Source organism: Streptomyces violascens, assembly GCF_014649955.1.
Lineage (GTDB): Bacteria > Actinomycetota > Actinomycetes > Streptomycetales > Streptomycetaceae > Streptomyces > Streptomyces violascens.
Map to the genome: position 1 here is coordinate 190,419 of NZ_BMUA01000011.1, position 25,138 is coordinate 215,556.

Genomic DNA, 25,138 nt, shown 5'->3' on the forward strand with positions numbered 1-25,138 from the left:
CGCTCTCCCCAGGTGAATCCGGAACAAAAGACACCGCGCCCCCAAAGAACGCACATGCCCTGTATCCGGAGGCTGTTGGTGCTGCGGTGGCTCGACATTGGCAGAGCGACGGGAGATACGGGGATGATGTTGTGAGGCGGGTTTGCGCCGGGGCGGTTTCCCGCCACCGCGCAGCTGAGGGAGGCGGTCCGTGGTGCTGGGAGCGATAGGTCTCGACGAGACGCAGGAGTCGGCGTACCGCGCCCTGGTCGCGGTCGGCGCGGCCGAGGTGAGCGACCTCGCGCACCGGCTCGCGCTGCCCGAGAACGAGACCGAGCGCGCGCTGCGCCGCCTGGAGCGCCAGGGCCTGGCCGCCCAGTCCTCGGCGCGCACCGGGCGCTGGGTGGCGGCCCCGCCCGGCGTCGCGCTCGGCGCGCTGCTCACCCAGCAGCGCCACGAGCTGGACCAGGCCGAGCTGGCGGCGGCGCTGCTCGCCGCGGAGTACCGTGCCGAGGCCGCCGAGCCGGCCGTGCACGACCTCGTCGAGGTGGTGACCGGCGCGAGCGCGGTCGCCCACCGCTTCCACCAGTTGCAGCTGGGCGCGGCCGAGGAGGTGTGCGCGCTGGTGACGGGCAAGCCGGTCGCGGTCACCGGGATGGACAACGAGTCCGAGGAGCGGGCCTCGATCCGCGGGGTCGCCTACCGGGTGGTGATCGAGCGCGAGGTGCTCTCGCTGCCCGCCGGAATCGTCGAGCTGTCCGCGGCGCTCGGCCGCGACGAGCAGGTGCGGACGGTGGACCGGGTGCCGACCAAGCTCGTCGTGGCGGACCGCAGCCTCGCGATGGTGCCGCTGACCGGCCGGGGCGCCGAGCCGGCCGCGCTCGTGGTGCACGCCAGCGGGCTGCTCGAATCGCTGATGGGCCTCTTCGAGGCGGTGTGGAAGGACGCACTGCCGCTGCGGCTGGGCGGCGCGGGCCGCGGCATCGTCGAGGAGGCGCACGGCCCGGACGCGACCGACCTGGAGATCCTGTCGCTGCTGCTCGCCGGGATGACGGACGCCAGCGCCGCCAAGCAGCTGGAGCTCGGCCTGCGGACCGTGCAGCGCCGGGTCAAGGGCCTGATGGAGCTCACCGGGGTCACCACCCGCCTCCAGCTGGGCTGGCACGCGTACGAGCGGGGCTGGGTGGCCCGCTGAGCGCTGCCGCGAGGGGCCCGGGACTGCGGGAACGGGCGGTTTCCTGCACCCTTGGCAGATGGGCGTGTGGCAGCTCCTCGCGGTCGGGACGGTGATGCTGACGGGCCTGTGCGGCGTCCTCGTCCCGGGCGTCCCCGGGCAGGCGATCGTGTGGGCCGCCGCCGCATGGTGGGCGCTCGACGACACCACCGCGGCCGCCTGGGGCGTCCTGGCGGGGGCCACCGGTGTGCTCCTGCTGAACCAGGCCCTGCGGCCCTTCCTGCCCGCCCGCCGCTTCAAAGCGGCCGGAGTGGCCAGGAGGTCGGTCCTCGTCGCGGGCGCGGCCGCCGTCGCGGGGTTCTTCGTGCTGCCCGTGGTGGGCGGGATCGCCGGGTTCGTCGGCGGGCTCTACGGCGCGGAACGGGTACGCCTCGGCAGCCGCGGGGACGCCTTGGCCTCGGCCCGTACGGTCCTTCGCGCGGGCGGCTACTCGGTGATGGCCGAGCTCTTCGCCTGCCTGCTCGTGGTCGGGGCGTGGCTGGGCGCCGTGATCTGGGGCTGAGCGCCCGGCCGCAGGATCTGGGTCCACGGCCCGATGACGGGGTGGTGGCGGGCGTGTGAGGGTGGCCGCATGACGGGATTCAGCGAGGCGGAACGCACGTATCTCAAGAGCCAGCGCCTCGGGCGGCTCGCCACCGTGGACGGGAACGGCCAGCCGCAGGCCAACCCCGTCGGGTTCTTCCCGCAGGACGACGGGACGATCCTCATCGGCGGGTACGCCCTTGGCACCACCAAGAAGTGGCGCAACCTCCAGGGCAACCCGAAGGCGGCCCTGGTGGTCGACGATGTCGTGAGCGTACGGCCGTGGAAGGTGCGCGGGGTCGAGATCCGCGGAGTGGCCGAACTCCTCACCGGCGCCCACGAGTTGGGCCCGCACTTCAGTGAGGAGCTCATCCGCATCCACCCGCACAAGATCCACAGCTGGGGTCTCGGCTAGGGGGCCTTACGCCGTCTTCAGCTCCGGCTTGTACAGGTCGAGCCAGATCGCCAGGTCGAGCGTGCGCTCCAGGCCGCGGCGCGACGCCTGGTGGATCTGCGGGGCGCTCACCTCGGCGGCCCGGCGCAGGCCGTCCCGGTCGATGAGGTCGAAGACCGGGTGCGAGGGCCGGGCCAGCAGGTCCTTGGCGTGGCCCTGGAGGGCGATGGCGTACTTCGGGTCCTGCGTGGACGGGTACGGGCTCTTGACCCGGTCGTACACGGACTGCGGGATGACGTCCTTGGCCGCCTCGCGCAGCAGGCTCTTCTCGCGGCCGTCGAAGGACTTCACCGACCAGGGCGCGTTGTATACGTACTCGACGAGCCGGTGGTCGCAGAACGGCACCCGCACTTCGAGCCCGACGGCCATGCTCGCGCGGTCCTTGCGGTCGAGCAGGACGCGCACGAAGCGGGTCAGGTGGAGGTAGCAGATCTTGCGCATCCGGTACTCGAAGTCGCTCTCGCCGTCCAGGCGCTGGATGCCGGCGACGGCGGTGTCGTAGGAATCCTTGACATAGGCGGGGACGTTCAGCGCGGCCGCGAGGTCGGGGCGCAGCAGGCCGGAGTCGTCGCCGAACTGCTCGGCGAACCTGACGAGCCAGGGGAAGGTGTCGGCGCTTCGGGCCTCCTCGTCGAAGAACTGCTTGTAGCCGCCGAAGACCTCGTCCGCGGACTCGCCGGACAGGGCGACCGTGGAGTGTTCGCGGATCGACTTGAACAGCAGGTAGAGCGAGGTGTCCATGTCGCCGAAGCCCATGGGGATGTCGCGGGCCCGGATGACCTTGGCGCGCACCTCGGGGTCGGCGAGCGACTGGGCGTCCAGGACGATGTCCTGATGGATCGTGCCGGAGCCGCGGGCCACGTCGTGGACGTAGGGGGTGTCGGGGGTGGCGCGGAGTTCGTCGGCGACGAAGTTCTCGGTCTGGCCGACGAAGTCCACGGCGAAGCTGCGCACCTGCTGGCCCACTTCGCCGAGCTGGCGGGCGGCGAGCGCGGTCAGCGCGGAGGAGTCGAGACCGCCGGAGAGCAGCATGCAGCGCGGCACGTCGGCGACGAGCTGGCGCCGGACGATGTCGTCGAGCAGCTCGCGGACGTGGGCGATGCTGGTGGCGCGGTCGTCCTCGTGCGGGCGGGTTTCGAGCGACCAGTAGGTGTGGGTGCGCAGGCCGCCGCGGTCGAGAGTGACGACGGTGCCGGGCTCGACCTCCTTCATGCCGTCCCACACGGCGTGGCCGGGCGTCTTGACGAAGGTGAACAGCTCGCGCAGGCCGTCGAGCGAGACCGAGCGGCCGGCCAGCGGGTTGGCGAGGATCGCCTTGGGCTCGGAGCCGAAGAGCACGCCGTCGGCGGTCTCGTAGTAGTAGAAGGGCTTGATGCCCATCCGGTCGCGGATCATGACGAGGCGCTGGACGCGCTCGTCCCAGATCGCGAAGGCGTACATGCCGTTGAGGCGTTCGGCGACGGCCTCGCCCCATTCGAGGTAGCCGTGCAGGACGACCTCGGTGTCGGAGTCGGTGGTGAACCGGTGCCCGCGGGCGACGAGTTCGGCCCTCAGCTCGGTGAAGTTGTAGGCCTCGCCCGAGTAGACGAGGACGACGGCCTTGCCGTCCGCTTCGACGGTCATGGGCTGGCGCCCGCCCGGAAGGTCGATGATGGCGAGCCTGCGGTGGCCGAGAGCGGCCGGGCCGTCGGCCCAGACGCCGCGGTCGTCGGGACCGCGGCATTCCATCGTCTCGGTCATCGCGTTCAGGGTGTCCCGCTCGGCGCGCAGTTCACGGTCGAAGGAGATCCAGCCGGTGATGCCACACATGGTGCCTCCTGCTTGGCCTGTCCGGCCGGAGGGGGGACGTACCGCCGGCCGAATCAGATGTATTGAGCAACTACCTACCTCTCGATCGTGTTCCTCGGCAGGCGGTCCGTCAACATGGGCGTAACACCGGTGGCTTGAACGCACCGCTTAGTCGGCCGGGAACGTATGCGGAACGAGGCCTCCTTCAGGGACTGATCGCGAGCACGATGTACGCGGCGAACAGCGAGAGGTGCACCCCGCCCTGCATAAGGGTGGCGCGGCCCGGCACGACGGTGAGGATGCCGACGGCGACCGTCAGCGCGAGCAGCACCATGTGGCTCGCGCCGAGGCCGAGGACCAGCGGCCCGGACAGCCAGATCGTCGCGAGCGCGACGGCCGGAATGGTCAGGCCGATGCTGGCCATGGCCGAGCCGAGGGCCAGGTTGAGGCTGGTCTGCACGCGGTCGCGGCGGGCCGCCCGCACCGCGGCGATGGTCTCGGGGAGCAGCACGAGCAGCGCGATCACGACGCCGACGACCGAGGCGGGAAGGCCGGCCGCGGCGACCCCGCTCTCGATGGTGGGCGAGACCCCCTTGGCCAGGCCCACCACCGCGACGAGGGCGACGCCGAGCAGGGCGAGGCTGGTCCATGCGGTGCGCGCGGAGGGCGGGTTGGCGTGGGCGTCGTCCCGCATGACCTCGCCCTGCTGCGTCACCGGCAGGAAGTAGTCGCGGTGGCGCACGGTCTGGGTGGCGACGAAGAGCCCGTACAGGAAGACCGAGGCGATCGCGGCGAAGACCAGCTGGGCGGCCGAGAACTCGGGGCCCGGCTTGCTGGTGGTGAAGGTCGGCAGGGCGAGGCTGAGGCCCGCGAGGGTGGTGACCGTCGCGAAGGCGGTGACGGTGCCCTCGGCGTTGAAGACGGCGTATCGGCGGCGCAGGGCGCCGACCAGCAGGCACAGACCGACGATGCCGTTGCAGGTGATCATCACGGCGGCGAACACGGTGTCGCGGGCGAGCGAGGCACTCTTGTCGCCGCCGTCCGACATCAGAGTGACGATGAGCGCCACCTCGATGACCGTCACAGCGACCGCGAGCACCAGCGACCCGAACGGTTCACCGACCCGGTGGGCGACCACCTCCGCGTGGTGCACCGCGGCGAGCACCGCGCCCGCAAGGAAGCACGCGACCAGGGCCACGAGCCCGGCGGGCAGCGTGCGCCCCCAGGTCAGCGCGAGCAGCACGACGGCGAGCAGCGGCAGCAGCGCCGACCAGCGGTCCAGGGGCAGGCGCGCGAGACGGATCATGCCTTCGACGTTCTCAGAAGTGGCCCGCCCCCGCCCGTCGGGTTACTTCCCCCTGCCCGCCTCGACGTCGAGGTGGCGGCGGGCGTAGGAACGCCAGGGCCGCCAGGCGTCCTCCCCCGCTTCCGGCCCCACGTCCGGGTCGCCGAGCGCCCGCGCGCGGATCACCGCAACGGTCTCCTCCCCCATGCCGGGCAGCGTGCGCAGGATGCGCGCGGCCTCGTCGCGGTCGGCGCCGGCATCCAGGCGCAGGGTCGCGTCGGCGAGCGCGGTGGCCAGGGCGGCGAGGTGCGGATCGGGGTGGCCGGCGAGCACCGCGGGCTCGGGGAACAGGTGGGTGAGCGTGCCGCAGGGCACGTCGAGCCGCTTGCCGTACGTCCCGACGAGCGCCGCCGCGCCCTCCCTCCCCACCAGCGCCCGCACCGCGCACTCGTCGGGATCGGCGGCGCCCGGCGAGCGCAGACCCGGGGTGCGCGCGACGAGCGGAGCGAGCCGGGGGTCCGCGCCGAGCCTCTCGTCGACGGCGTACGGGTCGGCGTCCAGGTCGAAAAGGCGGCGCAGGCGCTGCACCGCGGTGGTGAGATCGCGCAGGTCGGTGAGGTGGATCCGGGCGTCGAGCCAGCCCTGGCGGGCCGCGGTGTGCGCGGGAGCGGCCTCGTCGACGGCCACGACGGCCGTGCCGTGGGGCAGCCGCAGAGTGCGACGGTAGATGCGGGCACCGGCCTCGCCGACGACCTCTTCGACGTGCTCGACAGCCTCGCCGGCCAGCAGATCGAAGGTCTCCGCCGTGGCGTACGGGCCCCGGTAGGCGAGCCTCAGCGGGATTCCGGCGGCCGCCGTGACGCGGGGCTCGGTGGCCCGGGTGCCGGCCTCCTCGCGCAGACCGCTGGGGGTACGGGCGTAGATCTGCCGGATCGTGTCGTTGAACTGGCGCACGCTGGCGAACCCGGAGGCGAAGGCGATCTCGGTGACCGGCAGCGAGGTGGTCTGGAGCAGCACCCGGGCCGAGTGGGCGCGCTGAGCCCGGGCCAGGGCGACCGGGCCCGCGCCCACTTCCGCGGTGAGCTGGCGCTGCACCTGCCGAGTGCTGTAGCCGAGCCGGGTCGCGAGCCCGGGCACGCCCTCGCGGTCCACCACGCCGTCCCCGATCATGCGCATGGCCCGGCCCACGACGTCGGCCCGCGCGTTCCACTCGGCGGAGCCGGGCACGGCGTCCGGGCGGCAGCGGCGACAGGCCCGGAAGCCGTGGCCCTGTGCGGCGGCGGCGCTGGGGAAGAACCGGACGTTCTTGCGTCTCGGGGTGACCGCGGGGCAGCTCGGGCGGCAGTAGATGCCGGTGGTTGCCACGGCGAAGAAGAACTCCCCGTCGAACCGGGCGTCCCTGCTGCTGACGGCTTCGTACCGCGTGTCCTCGTCCATCACGCTTCCAGTGTGCGGGGTCCCCTGCGGGGCGGCTGGCGGGTTTCGGACGGGGAGGTCTCAGTGCCCTGGGGCTCCGCCCCGGACCCCGTTCGCGCCTGAAGGGCGCTCGTCCTCGAACGCCGGACGGGCTGAAGATGCCCGCCTGCCGGCATCGACGCTGCTGGGGGCGCGGGGAACCGCGCGACGAGCCACCCACGGTCCGCAGCCGAACGACCACATGGAACGGGGTCCGGGGCAGCGCCCCGGGAATGGGCCTCGAGCCGCGGTGTGTCGCAGCGGGATGGGGCCCCGGGGCGGAGCCCCCAGGATGGTCAGCGCAGCCGGCCCCGCTTGGCCTGCATGTTGGCTCGGCCCTCCGCGCCCTTCGCCTTCCAGTCCCGCCGGATCTCCGCCCGAAGCCGCGCGTCCGTCTTCGCCACGATGCGCTGGTTCTCGCGCAGAAGCTTGCGGTAGCTGTCCAGGCGGCGTTCCGCGAGCGACCCGTCCTCGATGGCGGCCAGCACCGCGCACCCCGGCTCCGCCAGGTGCGCGCAATCGTGGAAGCGGCAGTCCGCGGCCAGTTCCTCGATCTCGGCGAAGACCTGGCCGACTCCGGACTCAGCGTCGTACAGACCGACGCCCCGCAGCCCGGGGGTGTCGATGAGCACGCCGCCGCCCGGCAGCACGAGCAGGTTGCGGGTGGTCGTGGTGTGGCGGCCCTTGCCGTCGACCTCGCGGGCCGCCTGCACCGCCATCACCTCCTCGCCGAGCAGCGCGTTGGCCAGCGTGGACTTGCCGGCGCCGGACTGCCCGAGCAGCACGCTCGTACCGCCCGCGACGACCGCCGCGAGGATCTCGACGCCCTCGCCGGTGGTCGCGCTGACCGGCAGCACCTGCACGCCGGGCGCGGTGGTCTCCACGTCCTGGACGAGGTAGGAGAGCCCGGCCGGGTCGGGGACCAGGTCGGCCTTGGTGAGCACGACGAGCGGCTGCGCGCCCGATTCCCAGGCCAGTGCCAGGAAGCGCTCGATGCGGCCGAGGTCGAGCTCGACGGCCAGCGACACCGCGATGATCGCGTGGTCGACATTGGCCGCGAGGATCTGCGCCTCGGACCGGTTGGAGGAGGTGCTGCGCACGAACGCGGTCCGGCGCGGCAGATACGTACGGACGAACCGGGGGTCGCCCACCGGCTCGACGGCGGCCCAGTCGCCGGTGCAGATGACCCGCATCGGGTCGTGCGGGGTGACGAACGCGGTGTCGGCGCGCAGGGTGCCGTCGGCGGTCACCACGTCGCACTGGCCTCGGTCGACCCGGACGACCCGCCCGGGCACCAGGCCCTGTTCGGCGTACGGGGCGAACTCGGCCGCCCAGGCGTCGTCCCAGCCGTACGCGGCGAGCGGGCGTGACGAAGCGGAGGTGTTGAGCTCGGAGCTGTTGAACTCGGCGGTGTGGAAAGCGGAGTTGTCGAGCGAAGAGTGTGAAGAGCGGAACGAGGAAGACAAGGGGAACCCTTCGAAGGGCGGCCCCGGCGCCACGCGCTCGGGCGTGGAGGAAGAGGTGGGTCAGCCGGTGGCCACGGGGATGCGTTGGATGAACTTCGGAATGCGGGCAGCGCCCTTCGCAACGACAGCCATCGTTCACACCTCCCCAACCAGGTCACTTCACCGGCGACAACCCTCGGTCGTCACTCGAACAGGCTCGACTTTAGACACGAGTGGTGCGCGGCGCCAGTCAATTGATTCACCCGCCCCGACGCGGCCCTGCGGGACTACGACGACGCGGTCCGTCCCCCGCCTGCCGCCCAGGCCCGCGGAGTAGCACGGGCCGGGCCCGGGTATCGCGTAGGCACTTCGTCGTGTGGTGAACGGGGGCACAGGGATGAGCGGGAACCCGTACTTCTTACGGGACAGGGATCGGGGCAGGGATCTGTCGCCGCGCGGTGCGCAGCGGGCGGCCAGGGGGCGCGTCCTGGCCGGTGCCGGGTGGGCCCTGCGGGTGATCGGCACGGTCGTCGGCCTGCTGAGCTTCTTCGAGTTCAAGGAGAGCGTCAAGGACGCCCATTCTTCGTCTCCGGCCTCACCCACGAAGAGGCCCTGGTCCGCCGCTTCCGGCAGTTCGGCCGGGTCGTCGCCATCGGCAGGCCCGGCGAGAACCTTCCGCTGCCCGGCGCGACCCGCGCCTACCTTCCGCTGGACGACTGGAAGGGCACGGTGAGCGAGCTGATCGCGGGCGCGCACGTGGTGCTGCTGTCGGCGGGCCCGGGGCCGGGGACGGTGTGGGAATTCACCGAGGCGCTGCGCCTCCTGCCGCCCGACCGGCTCGTCCTGCTCGCCTACTGCGACGCGGCGACGTACGACCGGTTCCGGGAGGCCGTCGCCGTGGAGTACGACCGGCGCTCGCGCACCGAGCCGGGATCGCCCGGGACGGGGCTGTGGCCGCCGCTTCCGGCGCTGCCCGGCTACCCGCCGCCCGCGCGCCCCGAGCGGCCCCACTGGCAGGTGCTCCTGAACGGCGGCCGCAAGCGACTGCGCTGGGACTTCGTCCTGAAGGGGCTCGTCGTCTTCGGCCCTCGCTGGGAGGCGACGTTCATCCGGTTCGATCCGACGACCCTGAAGCTTCCCACCGTATGGTCTCTGCACAAGCTGGTGAAGCGTGAACTTCAGCCGGTCCAGGCACAGTTGGAAGCCCTGGACTCCCGGAACTGAACCGCCCCCGCACCCCTTATTTGCGTATCAGTGCAAGAAGCGGCAGACTGCACGAGTCACTGGAAACCGCGTCACCGAAGGGGGCAGCCATGGACGCAGATCCTCCCAGTCCGCGCCGCCCCGCCGGGCGTCCCTGACCCTTCCCGTCACCCCCTCGGCACCGGGCCGGGGCGACGGCGCGGTGGGCCCGGATTCACCGGGCTTCGCACCCCCCTCCCCCCTTTTTCTTTCTCACCACGTCGGGCTCCGCCGCGCCGGGGTGCGCGGTCGCGCCCCCGGGACTCCTGTGCCCACAGTGTGGTCGGAGGTTTCTTGTGATGTCGTTCCGGACGAGCCCCGCAACGCGGGTCACCTCCGGCTTCGCCGGGCGCCTGGCCCGGCTGAGCTGGGTCGACGCGGTGGTCGCCGCGGCCGTGCTGGTGCTCTTCTACGTCGTGCTCCAGGTGGGCCACGGGACCACGGTCCGCTTCTCCACCGATCAGTCGATCAAGGTCGACACGGATCCCGGCCGGCTGCCGTACGACGCCGCGCGCTCGCTGCTCCGCATGTTCATCGCGCTCGCCGCCTCGATCGTCTTCACGTTCGGGTACGCGCTGGCCGCCGCCAAGAGCAGGCGCCTGGAACGCATTCTGATCCCGGCGCTCGACATCCTCCAGTCGGTGCCGGTGCTCGGCTTCCTGACGGTCGCCGTCACCGGCTTCATCGCCCTGTTCCCCGGCTCCATGCTCGGCCTGGAATGCGCGTCGATCTTCGCGATCTTCACCTCGCAGGCCTGGAACATGACGTTCGGCTTCTACCACTCGCTGACCTCGCTTCCCCGCGAACTCGACGAATTGTCACGGTCGTTCAGGTTCACGCGGTGGATGCGGTTCTGGAGGGTGGAGGTGCCCTCGGGGATGATCAGCCTCGTCTGGAACGGCATGCTGAGCTTCGGCGGCGGCTGGTTCTTCCTCGTGGCCTCCGAGGCGATCAGCGTCAACAACAAGGACTACGCGTTGCCCGGCGTCGGCTCGTACGCGGGCGCCGCCGTCACCGACGGCGACCTCGGCAAGGTCGGCTGGGCCATCCTGACCATGGCCGTAATGGTCATCGGCGTGAACTTCCTGTTCTGGCGGCCGCTGACCGCCTGGGCCGAGAAGTTCAAGAACGAGCAGTCCGAGGCGAGCGAGGTCCAGCGCTCGGTCGTCCTGGACTTCCTGCGCCGCTCCAACTGGCCCCGGCTGCTCGGCACGGTGCTGCGTCCGGTGGGCCGGGCGCTGAGCGGCGCGGGCCGCGTCTTCGGCACCGACGACCGGCCGCTGCACGTCGACGGGGCGCGTCGGCGCACCGGCGACATCACCTTCACCGTCGTCGCGGGCGCCCTCATCCTGTGGGGCCTGTTCGACCTCGGCCGCTACCTCCACGACGAGACCGGCCTCGGCGTCTTCGGAGAGCCGCTGCTGCTCGGTCTCGCGACGCTGGCCCGGGTGGTCGTTCTGGTGGCCGTGGCCACCGTCGTCTGGGTGCCGATCGGCGTGAAGATCGGTTTCTCGCCACGCCTTACCCGCATCGCCCAGCCCGTCGTACAGGTCCTCGCGAGCTTCCCCGCCAACTTCCTCTTCCCGCTGGCCGTCTGGTTCTTCCTCAAGACGGGCCTGTCGATCAACATCGGCGGCATCCTGCTGATGGCGCTCGGCGCCCAGTGGTACATCCTCTTCAACACCATCGCGGGCGCCATGTCGATCCCGAGCGATCTGCGCGAGGCCATGGACGACCTCGGCGTACGGGGCCTTCAGCGCTGGAAGCGGCTGATCCTGCCCGGCGTCTTCCCCTCGTACGTCACCGGCGGCATCACCGCGTCGGGCGGTGCCTGGAACGCCTCGATCGTCGCGGAGGTCGTCACCTTCGGCGGCACGACCCTGACGGCCACCGGCCTCGGCGCCTACATCGCCAAGGCCACCGCCTCCGGCGACTTCCCCCACCTGCTCGCGGGCGTGGCGGTGATGAGCCTGTACGTCGTCGGCCTCAACCGTCTGCTGTGGCGCCGCCTGTACCGGCTCGCCGACACCCGCTTTGCCCTCTGACACCCCTGAGCTTTCCTGGAGCCCCCTCATGGTTCTGAACACCCTTCGCACCCTGCGCAACGCACGGCACGCGGTCGCCGCCCCCGCGCCCCGCCCGGCCGACGGCGAGGTCCTGCTCGAAACGGTCGGCCTGACCAAGGCGTACGCCGGCGCCGACGGCGAGCTGCCCGTCCTCGGCGGGATCGACCTCCAGGTGCGGGCCGGCGAGGTCGTCGCGCTGCTCGGCAAGTCGGGCTCGGGCAAGTCGACGCTGCTGCGCTGCCTGGCCGGGCTCGTGCCGCCGAGCTCCGGCACGGTGTCCTACCGGGGCGCCCCGCTGACCGGCGCGAACCCGGGCACCGCCATGGTGTTCCAGACCTTCGCGCTGCTGCCCTGGCTGACGGTGCTCCAGAACGTCGAGCTGGGCCTGGAGGCCCGGGGCGTACCGGCGGACGCCCGCTCCGACGCGGCCCGCCAGGCCATCGACCTGATCGGCCTCGACGGTTTCGAGTCCGCCTACCCCAAGGAGCTGTCGGGCGGCATGCGCCAGCGCGTCGGCTTCGCGCGGGCGCTGGTCGTCGAGCCGGACGTCCTGATGATGGACGAGCCGTTCTCCGCGCTCGACGTGCTGACGGCGGAGAACCTGCGCGGCGAGCTGATGGAGCTGTGGGAGTCGGGTCAGTTCCCGACCCGGGCGATCGTCCTGGTCACGCACAACATCGAGGAGGCGGTCCTGATGGCGGACCGGATCGTGGTGCTCGGCTCGCGGCCGTACGGCACGATCCGCGAGACCTTCGAGGTGGGGCTCGACCGGCCCCGCGACCGCAACGCACCCGCCTTCGAGGAGCTCATCGACCGGGTCTACCGCACGATGACGGGCCGCGCGAAGGAAACCCGGCTCCCCGGCCGCCCCGAGGGCCTCGAACCCGACCGGCGCACCCCGGCGAACACCCCGCTGCCGGGGGCGAGCGTGGACGGTCTGTCCGGCCTCGCCGAGATGGTCGCGCACCGCGGCGGGAGCTGCGACCTGGCGGACCTCGCCGACGACCTCGGCCTGGAGATCGACGACGTCCTGCCGCTGGTGGACGCCCTCGAACTGCTCGGCTTCGCGGCCGTCAGCGGCGACGACCTGGTCCTGACCGACCGGGGCACGACGTTCGCGGGCGCGGACGTGCGGCGCTCGAAGGAGATCTTCGCGGCGGCCGCGCCGGACGCCCCCCTGGTCCGCCTGATCACGACCAGCCTGCGCCAGAGCCCCGACGGCACGCTGCGAGCGGGCTTCTTCCGCGATGTGCTGGCGCACCACTACACGAGCGAGCAGGTGGCCCAGCAGCTGGAGACGGCGACGGACTGGGGGCGGTATGCGGAGCTGTACGGGTACGACGCGGAGCGCGAGGAGTACCGGCTGGACGCGGGGGCCACGGCGTAGCCCCGGGCCGCCCCGTCGCCTTCCGCTCCGCGGGGACGCGGTATTCGACGGCGGGCCGGGATTGCTTCACGAACAGCGCGGGTGTTCGTCTGCGGGCCGACTGTGGCCGGTCGCGCAGTTCCCCGCGCCCCTTGACGGCATGGTTGCGCCGGGGAGTCCGCCAGCGGGCTGGATCACGATCCGCCGAGCCTCGCGGTGCTGGGGAAAATCAGCCCCTCCGGCGTTTGAGGAGCGGGGGCTTGGGGGCCGACCCCCCAAGCAGGGTGGGTACTACTCGGCGACCGGGCGCGGGGCTCTGGCCCTGCGAGTGGCTCGGACCGGGGCGGCGGCCTCGGCGGCAGGGGCCGGAGCAACGCCCTCGGCCGATGCGGCGAGGGCCACCACGGACGCCTCCTCCAGCAGGGCCCGTACGCCCGGCCCCGCCGCGCGGTAGAAGATCCGCGTGCCGTCGCGCCGCGACGTGACAAGCCCGGCGGAACGGAGCTTGGCCAGGTGCTGCGACGTCGCGGCGACATGCGCCCCGAGCAGCTCCGCCAGCGCGCTCACCGGCAGCTCGGCCCCGCTGAGCGCCCACAGCAGGCGGTACCGCGAGGGGTCCGCGACCGCCTTCAGGACGGTGACCGCCCGGTCGGCCCGCTCCGCGTCCCAGCTCTCCATTTGCGCTCCCATGCAAATAGCGTAACGGAGCCGGGATGCGGCGTCGCAGGCAAGCCGCACCCCACACGGGGGCCAACCGCTCCCCTCAGGGTGGCCAAACCTTGTCAAAGCCCGCGTTCCGCTCGTAACCGGAATCCGGCCATGGCCGGTTGTGCCGGGCATGAGTCTGCTGCGCAAGATCCGTGAGACCGGGCGGGTGGCGGAGGACGCCCCGCCGCGCCCGAAGCCCGGGGACTTCCCCGCGCTGGCCGGATCGGCGCAGGTCCGCTGCGTGGACGCCGGATCGTGCAATGGCTGCGAGATCGAGATCGCCGCGGCCTTCGGGCCGGTGTACGACGCCGAGCGGTACGGCGCCCACCTGGTGCCGTCGCCGCGGCACGCGGACGTCGTCCTGGTGACGGGCCCGGTCACGCGCAACATGAAGGTGCCGCTGCGCCGCACGGTGGCCGCGACGGCGGAGCCGAACGTGGTCGTGGCGGTCGGCGACTGCGCCCTCGACTGCGGTGAATTCAGCGGGGGTTACGGGATCGAGGGAGCCGTCGCCGATGTCGTGGACGTCGACCTCACGGTGCCCGGCTGCCCACCGCGCCCGGAACAGATCGTCGCGGCCCTGCGCACGGTGACGGGCCGGTGAGCGCGGCCGGCGGCACGCTGACCGCCGGAGTGGGGGCAGCCGGCCTCGCCGCGGGCGTGGCCGCGCTCGGCGGCGGGCACTGGAGTGCCGACCTGCCCTGGCTGCTTCCGCTCGGCGGGGTGCGCCTGGAGGTGGACGCCCTTTCGGGCCTGTTCATGGCCGTCGCGGGCGCGGTGGTGCTCGCGGTCGCCATGTACGCGGCCGGGTATGGGCGTGCGTCGCGGACCGCGAGCTGGGTCCTGCCGGGGTTCGGTGCCGTCCTCGTGCTCGTCCCGGCCGCCGGTTCCGTCTCGACGTTCCTGCTCCTGTGGGAGCTGATGGCGATCGGCTCGCTGGTCCTGGTGCTCGGCGAGCACCGGCAGAGGCGCGCGGTACGCGAGGCCGGGGTCTGGTACGCGGTACTGACCCAGCTCGGCTTCGTGGCCCTGCTCGGCGGGCTCGCGCTGTTCGCCGCATTGGCCGGCGGCCAGACCTTCCCCGAACTGCGCGCAGCGGCAGGTGAGTTGGGGCCCACCTGGCGCGGCACGGTCTTCGCGCTGCTCGCCGTGGCGTTCACCTCGAAGGCCGGGATCGCCCCGCTGCACGCCTGGCTGCCGCGCGCCTACACCGAATCGCCGGACCCCGTCTCGGCGCTGATGAGCGCGACGATGGTCAACCTCGGGGTGTACGGGATCATCCGTTTCGGGCTCGACCTGCTCGGCGGGGGCTCGCCCTGGTGGTGGCTCGTACTGATGGGCACGGGCGGAGTGTCCGCCGTGTACGGGATTCTGCACGCCGCGATGGCATCCGACCTCAAGCGGCTGCTCGCGTACTCCTCCAGCGAGAACATGGGTCTGGTGCTCGTCGGGGTCGGCGCAGGAGGCCTGTTCGCGGCCGACGGCGACAGGCGCCTGGCCGGTCTCGCCCTCGCCGCGGCGCTGCTCCACCTCGTCAACCACTCCGCGTTCAAGGGCCTGTTGTTCTGCGCGGCCGGCTCGGTGGTGCGCGCGACGGGCGTACGTGATCTGGACATGCTGGGCGGTCTGCGCGCCCGGATGCCGGTCACGGCGGCGCTGTTCGCGGTGGGCGCGCTCGGCGCGGTGGCGCTGCCGCCCGGCAACGGCTTCGCCGGGGAGTGGCTGCTGCTCCAGTCGCTGATCCACGGCCTCGCGGTGCCGGGCATGGCGACGGCCGTGGTGCTGCCGCTCGCGGTCGCGGTGATCGCGCTGAGCGCCGGGCTCTCGGCGGCCGTCTTCGTGAAGGCGTTCGGCGTCGGGTTCTTCGCCCGGCCGCGCGGCGAGGCGGCGGCCGGGGCCGAGGAGAGCCCGCCCGCGGTGCTCGCCGGAATGGGACTGCTCGCCCTCGCCTGTGCCGCTCTCGCCCTGTTTCCCGGGGAGTTGGGGCCTGCGCTCGACCGGGTGGTGATCGTCGCGGGCGCCGAGCCGGCGGTCGGCGGGGGCGCCGGGGTGCGGCTGCGGACCGTCTCCGGTGGGCTCGCGCCGCTGTGGATCGCGCTCGCCCTCACCCTCGCCGCCCTTGCCACGGCCACCCTCGTACGCCTGGTGGCGCGGCGGCCCCGGCGCACCGGCGCCAAGCTGTGGGACTGCGGGGGCGGTGCGCCGACGGCCCGTATGACGTACACGGCGACGTCGTTCGCCGAGCCGCTGCAACGCGTCTTCCAGCATGTGCTCGCGCCCGAGCAGGACGTCAGCGTCACGCCGGTACGGGAGTTCGCCTACCTGGAGGAACGGGTGCGGTTCAGACACCGGGTGCCCGACCGGATCGAGCACCGGCTCTACCGTCCGGTCCTCGCAGCCCTGGCCGCCGCCGGGCGGTCTGCTCGACGCCTGGCCACCGGGTCGATCCACCTCTATCTCGGCTACGGCTTCTTCGGCCTGGTCTCGCTGCTTCTCGTTCTGGCGGTGGGCTGGTGAGCGTCATCGGAGCGGCCGCGGTGGCCGTACAGGTGGGCGGTGTCGTGGCCGGTGCGCCGCTGCTCTGCGGGCTGATGCGGCAGGTGCGGGCGAGGCTGGAGGGGCGGGCCGGGGCCGGTGTCGGCCAGCCCTGGCGGGACCTGCGCAAGCTCCTGCGCAAGGAGGCGGTGACCTCGCTCGGCACGGGCCCGGCGTTCCGCGCGGCCCCCGTGCTCCTGGTCGCGACGACCGCCGTGGTCGCGGCGCTGGTGCCGTTGGCCTCGACCGCCACGGTGGTGAGCGGGAGTTCGGACCTTATCGTGGTGGTGGCGCTGCTCGCGCTCGGCACGGTCACGCTCGCGCTGGCCGGGCTCGACAGCGGGACGGCGTTCGGCGGGATGGGCGCGTCCCGCGAGATGACCCTGGCCGCGCTCGTCGAACCGACCATCCTGGTCTCGGTGTTCGCCCTGTCGCTGCCGACCGGCTCGACCAACCTTCCGGCGATCGTCTCGGGCGCGCTCTCGGACCCCGACCGGCTCGTCTCGCCCGCCGGGCTGCTCGCCACGGCCGCCCTCGCGGTGGCCGTACTCGCCGAGACCGGGCGCCTGCCCGTCGACAACCCCTCCACCCACCTCGAACTGACCATGGTGCACGAGGCGATGGTCCTGGAGTACGCGGGCCCCGACCTTGCGCTCGTCGAACTCGGCGCCCAGATGCGGCTCACCGTGCTGCTCGGCCTGCTCGCCTCGTTGTTCGCGCCCTGGGGCATCGCCACGACCGCCTCGGCGGGCGCGCTGGCCATCGGCCTCGCGGTGTGCGCGGGGAAGGTGGCGCTGCTCGGGGCCGTGCTCGCGGCGGCGGAGGTGTTCTGGGCGAAGCTGCGGCTCTTCCGGGTGCCCGAGCTTCTCGCCGGTTCGTTCCTGCTGTCGCTGCTCGCGGTGACGGCTTCGTACTTTCTGAGCGGGGCGTGAGCCGGTGCTGAGCGACACGCTGTTCACCAAGCTGCTCGACCTGTGCTGCGGGGCCTTCCTGCTCGCGGCGGTGCTCATGCTGTGGCGGCGCGAACTCGCCGCGGAGGTAAGAGCGTTCACCCTTCAAGGCGTGGCCCTGGCGGGCGTCGCGGCGCTCATCGGCCTGCACGAGACACGCTGGGACCTGGTCTCGGTGTCCGTCGGCATCGGACTGCTCCGGGCCGGGGCGCTCCCCTACCTGCTGCGCCGCGCCCTCGCCGGCAGCGGCACCCCCGAGGAAACACAGCCCCTGGTCAACGGGGCGGGCTCGCTCCTCACGGCCGCTGCCCTGACGCTCCTCGCGTACGTGGTCGCCCGGCCGCTCGTGGCGCTGAACCCGAACCCGGTCACCCGGGCGCTGCCGGTGGGCCTCGCGGTCGTCCTGATCGGCTTCTTCGTCCTGGCCACCCGGCGGCACGCGGCCGCCCAGGTCATCGGGTTCCTGCTGCTCGACAACGGGATCACGGCGATCGCGTTCCTCGCGGCGTCCGGGGTGCCGCTGATCGTCGAACTCGGGGTGTCCTTCGACCTGTTGCTCGCGGTGCTCGTGCTGCACATCCTCACGACGCGGATGCGGGACGCGTTCGGGTCGGCGGCACGGATCGACGACCTTCAGGGGCTGCACGATTGAGTTTCCCCCACCCCACCCCTTCCCGCTGCGACACTGTGCGGCTCCGCCGCGCGGGGGCGCCGCCCCAGACCCCGCTCCTCGATCGCCGGAGGGGCCGCATGTCGCGACTGACGAGGTTCGCATGTTCACCACCCTGCTGCTGGTAACCCCCGTGGCCGTCCCGCTCACCGTCTGCGCGGGGCACGCCCTGGCCGCCGGGCGGGCCGATACGCACGTGCGTATTCCGGCCGCCCGCAAGGCGCCGGTACGTGTTCTGGCTCGTGTCGGCTCGGGCGGCGCCGCATCTCCCGACCGCGCCTTGCCGGCCGGCCCGGAGCCGTCACCGCCCCCACCCCGGACCAGAGGCTGGGCAGGACTCGTCTCCCCCGCCTCGATGCTCGCATCCGGGGTCGCACTCGCCTCCCACGTCTCCTCCACCGGGCCCGTGTCGGCGTTCGGCGAGGTGCTGCGGGCGGACGCGCTCACCGTGTGGATGCTGCTCGTCGTCGGGGCCGTGGCGGCTCTCGCCGTCGCGGCGGGGCCCGCCCATCTGGCCGGGGAGCGGGCGGCCGGGCGGGCCGCCGACCGGACCGTGCACCGCTACCACCTCCTGGTGCACGCCTTCCTCGCCGCGATGTGCCTGGCCGTACTCGCCGGAAATCTGGGCGTGTTGTGGGTGGCGGTGGAGGCGACCACCGTCGTCACCGCGTTCCTCGTCGGTCACCGCCGCACCCGCACCTCCGTCGAGGCGGCCTGGAAGTACGTGGTGATCTGCTCGGCGGGCATCGCGCTCGCCTTCCTCGGCACCGTGCTCATCTATTACGCCGCCCGCCGGGCCGGCATCCCGGAGGCAGGCGCGCTCGACTGGCGGGTCCTGGTCGCGCACGCGGGCAGCCTCGACCCGAACGTCACCCGGCTCGGCATCGCCCTGGTCGTGCTCGGCTACGGCGCCAAGGCCGGGCTCGTACCGCTGCACGCCTGGCTTCCGGACGCGCACAGCCAGGCGCCCTCGCCCGTGTCGGCGCTGATGTCCGGGGTGCTGCTCGCGGTGTCGTTCTGCGCGGTGCTGCGGTTCAAGGTGATCGGAGACCTGGCTCTCGGCACCGGCTTCGCCCGCGGGCTGCTCGCCGCTATCGCGCTGCTCACCCTCGCGCTTGCGGCCGGGCTGCTGCTCGCGCAGCGCGACTGCAAGCGGATGCTGGCGTATTCGAGCATGGAGCACATGGGGCTCATCGCGCTCGGCGCCTCGTTCGGCGGGCCGCTCGCCCTGTCGGCGGTGCTGCTGCACATCGCCGGTCACGGGCTCGCCAAGACCGTGGCGTTCTGCGCGTCCGGGCAACTGCTCCAGCTGCGGGGGACCTCGCGGATCGGCCGGGTCCGGGGGCTGATCGCGCTCTCGCCGGGGCTCGGCGGGGCGCTCGCGCTGTCCGTCGTGGCGCTGCTCGGGCTGCCGCCGTTCGCCCTGTTCGCCTCCGAACTCGGCCTGGCACGGGCCGGTTTCGCGGCCGGGATGGGGTGGCCGCTCGCCGTCGCCCTGCTGCTCGCCCTGGTCGCGTTCGCGGCTCTCGCCGCCCGCACCGCCAAGATGGTGCTCGGCCCGGCCCCGGGTGATCTCACCGCGCCGGTACGGATCGGCGCGGCCCGCGGGCTGCCGCTCGGCGCCGGACTGCTGTGCTGTGCCGCGCTCGGCCTGACCGTACAACCGCTGCTTCCGCTGCTCACCGCGGCCGCGGACATCGCCGCGGGGGCCGCCCGATGAACCGCAGGACCGAGGAGATCGGCGCTCCCGAACTCCCTTGCCAGGTACGTAAGTTGCTCGATTCGGGGCAGCGGCTCGCGCTGGTGGCCGCGCACCACGACGAGGGCGCCGTACGGGTGGTGTACCTGTTCGTCTCGGGGCCGCCGGACACCCGTACCGAACTCCACGTACGCCTCGATCCGGACCAGCCGTCCGTGCCCACGCTGGCCCACCTCTCCTTCCCCGCCGGGCGGTTCGAGCGCGAGATGCGGGATCTGCACGGCGTGGTGCCGCGCGAGCACCCGCTCCCGCACCGGCTGGTACGCCACTACCACTGGCCGCGCGGCTGGTACCCGATGCGGCCCGACGCCGGGGCCGCGCCGCCGTTCGGCGAGCAGGAGGGGCCCTATCCGTTCCTGGCGGTCGAGGGGGACGGGGTGTACGAGATCCCGGTGGGTCCCGTGCACGCCGGGCTCATCGAGCCGGGGCACTTCCGGTTCTCGGTGGTCGGCGAGACCATCATCCGGCTCAAGGCGCGGCTCTGGTTCGTGCACAAGGGGATCGAGAAGCTCTTCGAGGGGCGGGACGCGGCGGGCGGGATGCGGCTCGCCGAGCGCGTCAGCGGGGACACCGCGGTCGGGCACGGGCTCGCGTACTGCCTCGCGGTGGAGGAGGCGTACGGCGTCGAGGTGTCCGAGGAGGCCCGCCGGGCTCGGGCGCTGGTGCTCGAACTGGAGCGGCTGCACAATCACGTCGCCGACCTCGGGGCGCTCTGCAACGACGTCGGCCACGGTGTCCTCAACTCCCATGCGCAGCGCATCCGGGAGCAGTTGCTGCGGCTGGCCGACGCGACGACGGGCCACCGGCTGCTGCGCGGCGCGGTCGTGCCCGGCGGTGCCCGCCTCGCCTCGGTGCCGGACCCGGCGCTGCTGGCGCGGGTCGCCGTGGACCTCGGGGAGATCACGGATCTCGCCCTCGGCCACGCGACGGTACGCGACCGGTTCACCGGCACGGCCGCGCTCGGCGCGCAGGCGGCGCGGGACCTGGGGTGCCTGGGCTATGTGGCGCGGGCGAGCGGTCTGAGCGCCGACGCGCGCTTCGGCCATCCCTTCACCACCGAGGGCCGCCCGCAGGTGCCCGCGACGCAGGCCTCGGGCGATGTCCTCGCCCGGTTCCTGGTGCGGGCCGAGGAAGCGCAGGCCTCGCTCGAACTCGCGGCGCGGCTCGCGGCGGAGCTGCGTCCCGGCGACATGACGGTGCCGCTGCCGAGGCGCCCCGCGGGCACCAGCGGAACCGGGATCGCCGAGGGCTGGCGCGGGGCGATCACCACGCGCGTCGAACTCACCCCCGACGGCACGCTGACCCGCGTGAAGCCGGTGGACCCGTCGTTCTTCAACTGGCCGGCGCTGCCGGTCGCCCTGGCGGACACGATCGTCCCGGACTTCCCCCTCGCCAACAAGAGCTTCAACCTGTCGTACGCGGGCAACGACCTGTGACGGCCGCCGCGTGTCCGTTTCGTACAAGACCCGCCTCGGCCTCGCTGCCTACGGTGAGGGCATGACTCCACGACTCGACGCCATCGGCCTGGTAGCGGCCGACATGGCCGCATCGCTCGCCTTCTACCGCCGCCTCGGCCTGGACGTCCCGGCCGACGCGGACACCCAGCCGCATGTGGAGTGCACGCTCCCCGGCGGCACGCGCGTCCTGTGGGACACCGAGGAAACCATCCGCTCCTTCGACCCCGACTGGACGCGCCCCGAGGGCGGCGGCCGTACGGGCCTCGCCTTCGCCTGCGACTCGCCCGCCGAGGTCGACGCCACGTACGAGGCGCTGATGGCGGCCGGGTACGACGGCCACCTCAAGCCGTGGGACGCGTTCTGGGGCCAGCGCTACGCGGTCGTCCACGACCCGGACGGCGTGGAGGTCTCGCTGTTCGCGGCGCTCGCGTAGTCGGTCAGCGTCATCCCGGCCAGCGCGCGCATCTCGCGGGCGAGGTGCGCCTGGTCGGCGCAGCCGGCGGCGAGAGCGGCCTCGGCGTACGGCACGCCCCGGCGTACGAGGTCCAGGGCGCGCTGGAGGCGCAGGATGCGGGCCAGCGTCTTCGGCCCGTAGCCGAAGGCGTCGAGGCAGCGGCGGTGCAGCTGGCGGGCGCCGAGCCCGGCCTCGGCGGCGGTGGCCCGCACGCTCCATCCGGCGGCAAGGCGGTCCGCCACCGCGCGGGTCAGCGGGTCGGGTCCTGGCGTCTTCGTCAGGGCGACGGCTTCGAGGGCGGCGGCCGGGTGGGCTGCCTCCCCGATCCGTTCGGCAAGGGCGCGCACCTCGGCGCCGGGCCAGATCCCGTCGAGCGCCACCCGGGTGTCGCGCAGCTCGTGGGCCCGGACGCCGAAGACGGCGGGGCCGGCACCGGGCGCGAACCGGATCCCCGCATACCTCGTGCCGGGGGCCGCTTCGGGCACGTACGCGTGGGTGTCGGGGCCCGCCACCAGGAGGCGGCCCTCGCACCAGAGCAGATCCATGCAGCCGTCCGGAAGGACGGGGCGCGCGTCGTCGCCGGCCACGGTCCGGGTCCACACGAAGGCGCCGCACAGCCGTGACGGCCGCTCTCGGTACATGCTTCGAGGGTAGTCCCGGGCCTGTCACGCCTGCCCGTCAGTCGTGGTCGCGCGAGGGCTTCTCCTGAGGCTTGTCCTCGGGCTTCTTCGCGGTGTGCAGGCGGGACTTCACGTCGTCCGGGGGCAGGAACCTCGACCAGCGCTCGGGGAACTCGGACGGCATCCCCGGGTCGCCCGCCTCGTCGCCGTCCTCACCGTCGTCGAAGAGCATCGGCTGGACCGGCTGGGAGCGGGCCACGAGCTGGGCGGCCTGCGCGGTGCGCACCCGGTCGCTGGCGGCGCGGGCGGCGGCCGTGGCGACCGACGGCCAGACCCGGTCGATGGCCGCGTTGACGGCCGCGCCGACCAGGACCGCGAACGCCGAGATGCCGATCCACAGCAGCACCGCGATGGGGGCCGCGAGCGAGCCGTAGATGGTGGGACCTTCGACCGTGCTGGTCAGATAGATCCGCAGCAGGAACGAGCCGAGCACCCACATCGCGAGAGCCACCAGGGCGCCCGGCACGTCCTCGATCCACGGCGAGCGGACCGGCACCGAGACGTGGAAGAGGGTGGTCAGGAACGCGATGGACAGCAGGATCATCGTCGGCCAGTACAGGAAACTGATCACGTCCGTGCCCCACGGGACCAGCTCCACCACCCGGTCCGGGCCGACCACCGCGAGCGGCAGCACGACGGCGCCGATCAGGAGCGCGACGATGTACAGGAGCAGCGAGAGCAGCCGGGTCTTGACGATGCCGCGGTGCCCGTCGAGCCCGTACATCACGGTGATGGTGTCGATGAAGACGTTGACCGCGCGCGAGCCCGACCACAGGGCAATGGCGAAGCCGATGGAGACGATTTCCGGGCGTTTGCCCTTGGTGACGTCGTCGAGGAGCGGCTGGGCGAACTCGTGCACCCCGCGGTCGGACAGGACGGTTCCGGCCGCGTTCAGGATGTTCTGCTCGATGCTGGCGACGGTGTGGGTGCTCGTCCAGCCGTCCACGTAACCGAGCAGGGCGATGACACTGAGCAGCAGCGGAGGCAGCGAGAGGAGCGTGAAGAAGGCGGCCTCGGCAGCCAGGCCCAGGATGCGGTACTCGACGCAGGAGTTGACGGTGTCCTTGAGGAGCAGCCAGCCCAATTTCCGCTTCGAGACGTTGCGGTAGAGGACGCGGGCCCGATGGAGGCGGCCGGATGTCCGCTCGGGTGTTTCATTTGCTGGCTGCACGTCCTTACCGTATCGGCATGGCAGCCACCACCCACACAGTGACCAACCAGGCTCCGCCCCTGGTGGGGTACGACGTCTTCACCGCCGACCGGGCCCTGGCCGAGGCGGTCGAGCGGCACACCGCACCGGAGCTCGTCGACGAGGTACGAGAGGAGCTCGCGGGCCTCGGAAAGACCGCGGGATCGGCCCAGGCCCAGGAGTGGGGTGTGCTGGCGAACGAGAACCCGCCGAAGCTGCGCACCCACGACCGGTACGGCAACCGCGTCGACGAGGTCGAGTTCCATCCCAGCTGGCACCGGCTGCTCGGCAAGGCCGTGTCCGCCGGGCTCACCGACGCCTGGGGGCGGCCCGCCGGGCATGTGCGGCGGGCGGCCGGGTTCCTGGTGTGGACGCAGGCCGAGGGCGGGCACGGATGCCCCGTCTCCATGACGCACGCGGCGGTGCCCGCGCTGCGCACCGACCCGGCGCTCGCCGCCGAGTGGGAGCCGCGGCTCACCTCGCACGTGTACGAGGAGGGGCTGCGGCCCGCCGCCGAGAAGGGCGGGGTGCTCTTCGGGATGGGCATGACGGAGAAGCAGGGCGGCAGCGACGTACGGGCGAACACGACGTCCGCGGTGCCGCTCTCCGCCGACGGCGAGTACGTCCTGACCGGGCACAAGTGGTTCTGTTCGGCGCCGATGAGCGACGGCTTCCTGGTGCTCGCGCAGGCGCCGGGCGGGCTCACGTGCTTCCTGGTGCCGCGCGTCCTGGCGGACGGCACGCGCAATGTGTTCGCGATCCAGCGGCTCAAGGACAAGCTGGGCAACAGGTCGAACGCGTCGAGCGAGGTCGAGTTCGACGGGACGTGGGCGCGCCGGGTCGGTGAGGAGGGGCGCGGGGTGCGCACCATCATCGAGATGGTCGCGGCGACCCGGCTCGACTGCGTGATCGGCTCGGCCGCGATCATGCGGCAGGCCGTCGCGCAGGCGGTCCACCACGCCTCGTACCGAAGTGCGTTCGGTGGGTTGCTCGTCGAGAAGCCGCTGATGCGCAACGTGCTCGCCGATCTGGCCCTGGAGTCGGAGGCGGCGACCACGCTCGCGCTGCGGCTCGCGGCCGCCTATGACGCCGACACCGAGGAGGAGCGGGCGTTTCTGCGGCTCGCGGTGCCTGCCGCGAAGTACTGGGTCACCAAGCGGTGCACGCCGGTGGCGGGCGAGGCGCTCGAATGCCTCGGCGGCAACGGGTACGTCGAGGAGTCCGGGATGCCGCGGCTGCTGCGGGAGGCTCCGCTGAACTCGATCTGGGAGGGCTCGGGCAACGTCCAGGCCCTGGACGTGCTGCGGGCGCTCCAGCGCGAGCCGCAGGCGATCAACGCGTTCCTCCAGGAGGTCGGCAAGGCGCGCGGCGCGGACCACCGCCTGGACGCGGCGATCAAGGACCTGCTGACCGAACTGTCCGACCTGGACGGCATCGAGGCGCGGGCGCGGCGCCTGGTGGAGCGGATGGCCCTTGTGCTCCAGGGTTCGCTGCTCGTGCGCTGGGCTCCGCCTCAGGTCGCGGACGCGTTCTGTGCCTCGCGGCTCGGCGGCGACTGGGGGGCGGCGTTCGGGACGCTGCCGCACTCGCTGGATCTGGCGTCCGTGGTGGAGCGGGCCCGCGCCGAGGTGTGAGAGGAAGGCCGCACCGCGGCCGGAAGGGTCCGTCGGGGGTGGTGCTGCGCCGACACGGCACCACCCCCGCGCTCTCATGCGTCCACGGGGGGAGCATGACGACCGGACTTCCGGTGCTCTCCCACTTTCGTACCCCCGCGGGGCCGTTCGCGAGAGTTGCAAAGGGTTGCAACCATGTGGGGCATATCGCCCCGCGCCAACTCCCGGACGGGCACGATGAATTCAGGACACGCGGGGCTCAGTACCTGACGGACGCCGGTGTCGAC

The 25,138-nt window shown here is 72.7% G+C and carries 21 protein-coding genes; 14 read left to right on the plus strand and 7 right to left on the minus strand.

The genetic code is table 11. From position 1 onward, the window contains the following. Positions 1-193: 193 nt before the first annotated feature. The 3 genes from IE206_RS22585 to IE206_RS22595 all read left to right on the plus strand — a co-directional run bounded on the left by IE206_RS22585 (position 194) and on the right by IE206_RS22595 (position 2,150). A complete protein-coding gene (locus IE206_RS22585; protein WP_189964955.1) occupies positions 194-1,174 on the plus strand; it encodes a helix-turn-helix domain-containing protein in 981 nt (326 codons plus the stop codon). A 58-nt stretch (positions 1,175-1,232) separates the two neighbouring features. Further along, complete coding sequence (locus IE206_RS22590) at positions 1,233-1,715, plus strand: DUF456 domain-containing protein (protein WP_189964812.1); 483 nt, start codon at positions 1,233-1,235, stop codon at positions 1,713-1,715. A gap of 69 nt (positions 1,716-1,784) precedes the next feature. Then, positions 1,785-2,150 carry a PPOX class F420-dependent oxidoreductase gene (locus IE206_RS22595; protein WP_189964814.1) on the plus strand — a complete coding sequence of 122 codons (366 nt, stop codon included), beginning with the start codon at positions 1,785-1,787 and terminating at the stop codon, positions 2,148-2,150. Positions 2,151-2,156: 6 nt separating this feature from the next. Here IE206_RS22595 and asnB read toward each other — a convergent pair whose 3' ends face one another. From asnB to rsgA, 4 genes are all read right to left on the minus strand, one after another. Beyond that, a complete protein-coding gene (asnB, locus tag IE206_RS22600) occupies positions 2,157-3,998 on the minus strand; it encodes an asparagine synthase (glutamine-hydrolyzing) (protein WP_189964816.1) in 1,842 nt (613 codons plus the stop codon). A 184-nt stretch (positions 3,999-4,182) separates the two neighbouring features. Then, positions 4,183-5,283 carry a calcium:cation antiporter gene (locus IE206_RS22605; RefSeq protein WP_189964817.1) on the minus strand — a complete coding sequence of 367 codons (1,101 nt, stop codon included), beginning with the start codon at positions 5,281-5,283 and terminating at the stop codon, positions 4,183-4,185. Positions 5,284-5,325: 42 nt separating this feature from the next. Beyond that, positions 5,326-6,699 carry a bifunctional transcriptional activator/DNA repair enzyme AdaA gene (locus IE206_RS22610; protein ID WP_189964957.1) on the minus strand — a complete coding sequence of 458 codons (1,374 nt, stop codon included), beginning with the start codon at positions 6,697-6,699 and terminating at the stop codon, positions 5,326-5,328. Positions 6,700-7,013: 314 nt separating this feature from the next. Next, on the minus strand, positions 7,014-8,183 hold the full coding sequence (gene rsgA, locus IE206_RS22615) for a ribosome small subunit-dependent GTPase A (protein WP_189964818.1): 1,170 nt from the start codon (positions 8,181-8,183) through the stop codon (positions 7,014-7,016). A 480-nt stretch (positions 8,184-8,663) separates the two neighbouring features. Between rsgA and IE206_RS22620 the strand changes: the two genes are divergently transcribed. The 3 genes from IE206_RS22620 to IE206_RS22630 all read left to right on the plus strand — a co-directional run bounded on the left by IE206_RS22620 (position 8,664) and on the right by IE206_RS22630 (position 12,857). After that, positions 8,664-9,386 carry a hypothetical protein gene (locus IE206_RS22620; protein WP_189964819.1) on the plus strand — a complete coding sequence of 241 codons (723 nt, stop codon included), beginning with the start codon at positions 8,664-8,666 and terminating at the stop codon, positions 9,384-9,386. 317 nt (positions 9,387-9,703) lie between these two features. Then, a complete protein-coding gene (locus tag IE206_RS22625) occupies positions 9,704-11,449 on the plus strand; it encodes an ABC transporter permease (protein ID WP_189964821.1) in 1,746 nt (581 codons plus the stop codon). 28 nt (positions 11,450-11,477) lie between these two features. After that, positions 11,478-12,857, plus strand: a complete 1,380-nt coding sequence (locus IE206_RS22630) for an ABC transporter ATP-binding protein (RefSeq protein WP_189964823.1) — start codon at positions 11,478-11,480, stop codon at positions 12,855-12,857. Between the two features lie 270 nt (positions 12,858-13,127). Here the strand turns inward: IE206_RS22630 and IE206_RS22635 are convergent, their stop codons facing one another. Beyond that, positions 13,128-13,526 (minus strand): ArsR/SmtB family transcription factor, encoded by a 399-nt coding sequence (locus IE206_RS22635; protein ID WP_189964825.1) that lies wholly within the window; start codon positions 13,524-13,526, stop codon positions 13,128-13,130. 148 nt (positions 13,527-13,674) lie between these two features. Between IE206_RS22635 and IE206_RS22640 the strand changes: the two genes are divergently transcribed. The 7 genes from IE206_RS22640 to IE206_RS22670 all read left to right on the plus strand — a co-directional run bounded on the left by IE206_RS22640 (position 13,675) and on the right by IE206_RS22670 (position 21,348). Then, positions 13,675-14,148, plus strand: coding sequence for an NADH-quinone oxidoreductase subunit B family protein (locus IE206_RS22640; protein WP_189964827.1), 474 nt, complete (start codon positions 13,675-13,677; stop codon positions 14,146-14,148). After that, positions 14,145-16,061: a proton-conducting transporter transmembrane domain-containing protein gene (locus tag IE206_RS22645; RefSeq protein ID WP_226599760.1), complete on the plus strand. Its 1,917-nt coding sequence runs from the start codon at positions 14,145-14,147 to the stop codon at positions 16,059-16,061. Before IE206_RS22640 ends, IE206_RS22645 begins: the two co-directional genes overlap by 4 nt. Next, positions 16,058-17,011 (plus strand): respiratory chain complex I subunit 1 family protein, encoded by a 954-nt coding sequence (locus tag IE206_RS22650; protein ID WP_189964829.1) that lies wholly within the window; start codon positions 16,058-16,060, stop codon positions 17,009-17,011. Before IE206_RS22645 ends, IE206_RS22650 begins: the two co-directional genes overlap by 4 nt. Before the next feature lie 4 nt (positions 17,012-17,015). Further along, positions 17,016-17,681 carry a hypothetical protein gene (locus tag IE206_RS22655; protein WP_226599761.1) on the plus strand — a complete coding sequence of 222 codons (666 nt, stop codon included), beginning with the start codon at positions 17,016-17,018 and terminating at the stop codon, positions 17,679-17,681. Positions 17,682-17,802: 121 nt separating this feature from the next. Further along, positions 17,803-19,419, plus strand: a complete 1,617-nt coding sequence (locus tag IE206_RS22660; protein WP_189964831.1) for a proton-conducting transporter transmembrane domain-containing protein — start codon at positions 17,803-17,805, stop codon at positions 19,417-19,419. After that, on the plus strand, positions 19,416-20,894 hold the full coding sequence (locus IE206_RS22665) for a hydrogenase large subunit (protein ID WP_189964833.1): 1,479 nt from the start codon (positions 19,416-19,418) through the stop codon (positions 20,892-20,894). Before IE206_RS22660 ends, IE206_RS22665 begins: the two co-directional genes overlap by 4 nt. 61 nt (positions 20,895-20,955) lie before the next feature. After that, entirely contained in the window at positions 20,956-21,348 is a 393-nt protein-coding gene (locus tag IE206_RS22670) for a VOC family protein (RefSeq protein ID WP_189964836.1), read from the plus strand. Here the strand turns inward: IE206_RS22670 and IE206_RS22675 are convergent. After that, the gene (locus IE206_RS22675; protein WP_189964838.1) at positions 21,288-22,010 is read right to left on the minus strand and encodes a helix-turn-helix domain-containing protein; all 723 of its coding nucleotides are present in this window, start codon (positions 22,008-22,010) and stop codon (positions 21,288-21,290) included. The genes IE206_RS22670 and IE206_RS22675 overlap by 61 nt on opposite strands. Before the next feature lie 37 nt (positions 22,011-22,047). Then, positions 22,048-23,220 (minus strand): YihY/virulence factor BrkB family protein, encoded by a 1,173-nt coding sequence (locus IE206_RS22680; protein WP_189964840.1) that lies wholly within the window; start codon positions 23,218-23,220, stop codon positions 22,048-22,050. Between the two features lie 17 nt (positions 23,221-23,237). Between IE206_RS22680 and IE206_RS22685 the strand changes: the two genes are divergently transcribed. Further along, positions 23,238-24,872 carry an acyl-CoA dehydrogenase family protein gene (locus IE206_RS22685; RefSeq protein ID WP_189964843.1) on the plus strand — a complete coding sequence of 545 codons (1,635 nt, stop codon included), beginning with the start codon at positions 23,238-23,240 and terminating at the stop codon, positions 24,870-24,872. The last annotated feature ends 266 nt before the right edge of the window (positions 24,873-25,138 follow it).

Bases quoted from the DNA above. Each gene is read 5' to 3' on its own strand.
- IE206_RS22590 (WP_189964812.1), top strand. From the start codon at position 1,233: ATGGGCGTGTGGCAGCTCCTCGCGGTCGGGACGGTGATGCTGACGGGC.
- IE206_RS22595 (WP_189964814.1), top strand. From the start codon at position 1,785: ATGACGGGATTCAGCGAGGCGGAACGCACGTATCTCAAGAGCCAGCGC.
- asnB (WP_189964816.1), bottom strand. From the start codon at position 3,998: ATGTGTGGCATCACCGGCTGGATCTCCTTCGACCGTGAACTGCGCGCC.
- IE206_RS22605 (WP_189964817.1), bottom strand. From the start codon at position 5,283: ATGATCCGTCTCGCGCGCCTGCCCCTGGACCGCTGGTCGGCGCTGCTG.
- IE206_RS22610 (WP_189964957.1), bottom strand. From the start codon at position 6,699: ATGGACGAGGACACGCGGTACGAAGCCGTCAGCAGCAGGGACGCCCGG.
- IE206_RS22625 (WP_189964821.1), top strand. From the start codon at position 9,704: ATGTCGTTCCGGACGAGCCCCGCAACGCGGGTCACCTCCGGCTTCGCC.
- IE206_RS22630 (WP_189964823.1), top strand. From the start codon at position 11,478: ATGGTTCTGAACACCCTTCGCACCCTGCGCAACGCACGGCACGCGGTC.
- IE206_RS22635 (WP_189964825.1), bottom strand. From the start codon at position 13,526: ATGGGAGCGCAAATGGAGAGCTGGGACGCGGAGCGGGCCGACCGGGCG.
- IE206_RS22640 (WP_189964827.1), top strand. From the start codon at position 13,675: ATGAGTCTGCTGCGCAAGATCCGTGAGACCGGGCGGGTGGCGGAGGAC.
- IE206_RS22660 (WP_189964831.1), top strand. From the start codon at position 17,803: ATGTTCACCACCCTGCTGCTGGTAACCCCCGTGGCCGTCCCGCTCACC.
- IE206_RS22665 (WP_189964833.1), top strand. From the start codon at position 19,416: ATGAACCGCAGGACCGAGGAGATCGGCGCTCCCGAACTCCCTTGCCAG.
- IE206_RS22670 (WP_189964836.1), top strand. From the start codon at position 20,956: ATGACTCCACGACTCGACGCCATCGGCCTGGTAGCGGCCGACATGGCC.
- IE206_RS22675 (WP_189964838.1), bottom strand. From the start codon at position 22,010: ATGTACCGAGAGCGGCCGTCACGGCTGTGCGGCGCCTTCGTGTGGACC.
- IE206_RS22685 (WP_189964843.1), top strand. From the start codon at position 23,238: ATGGCAGCCACCACCCACACAGTGACCAACCAGGCTCCGCCCCTGGTG.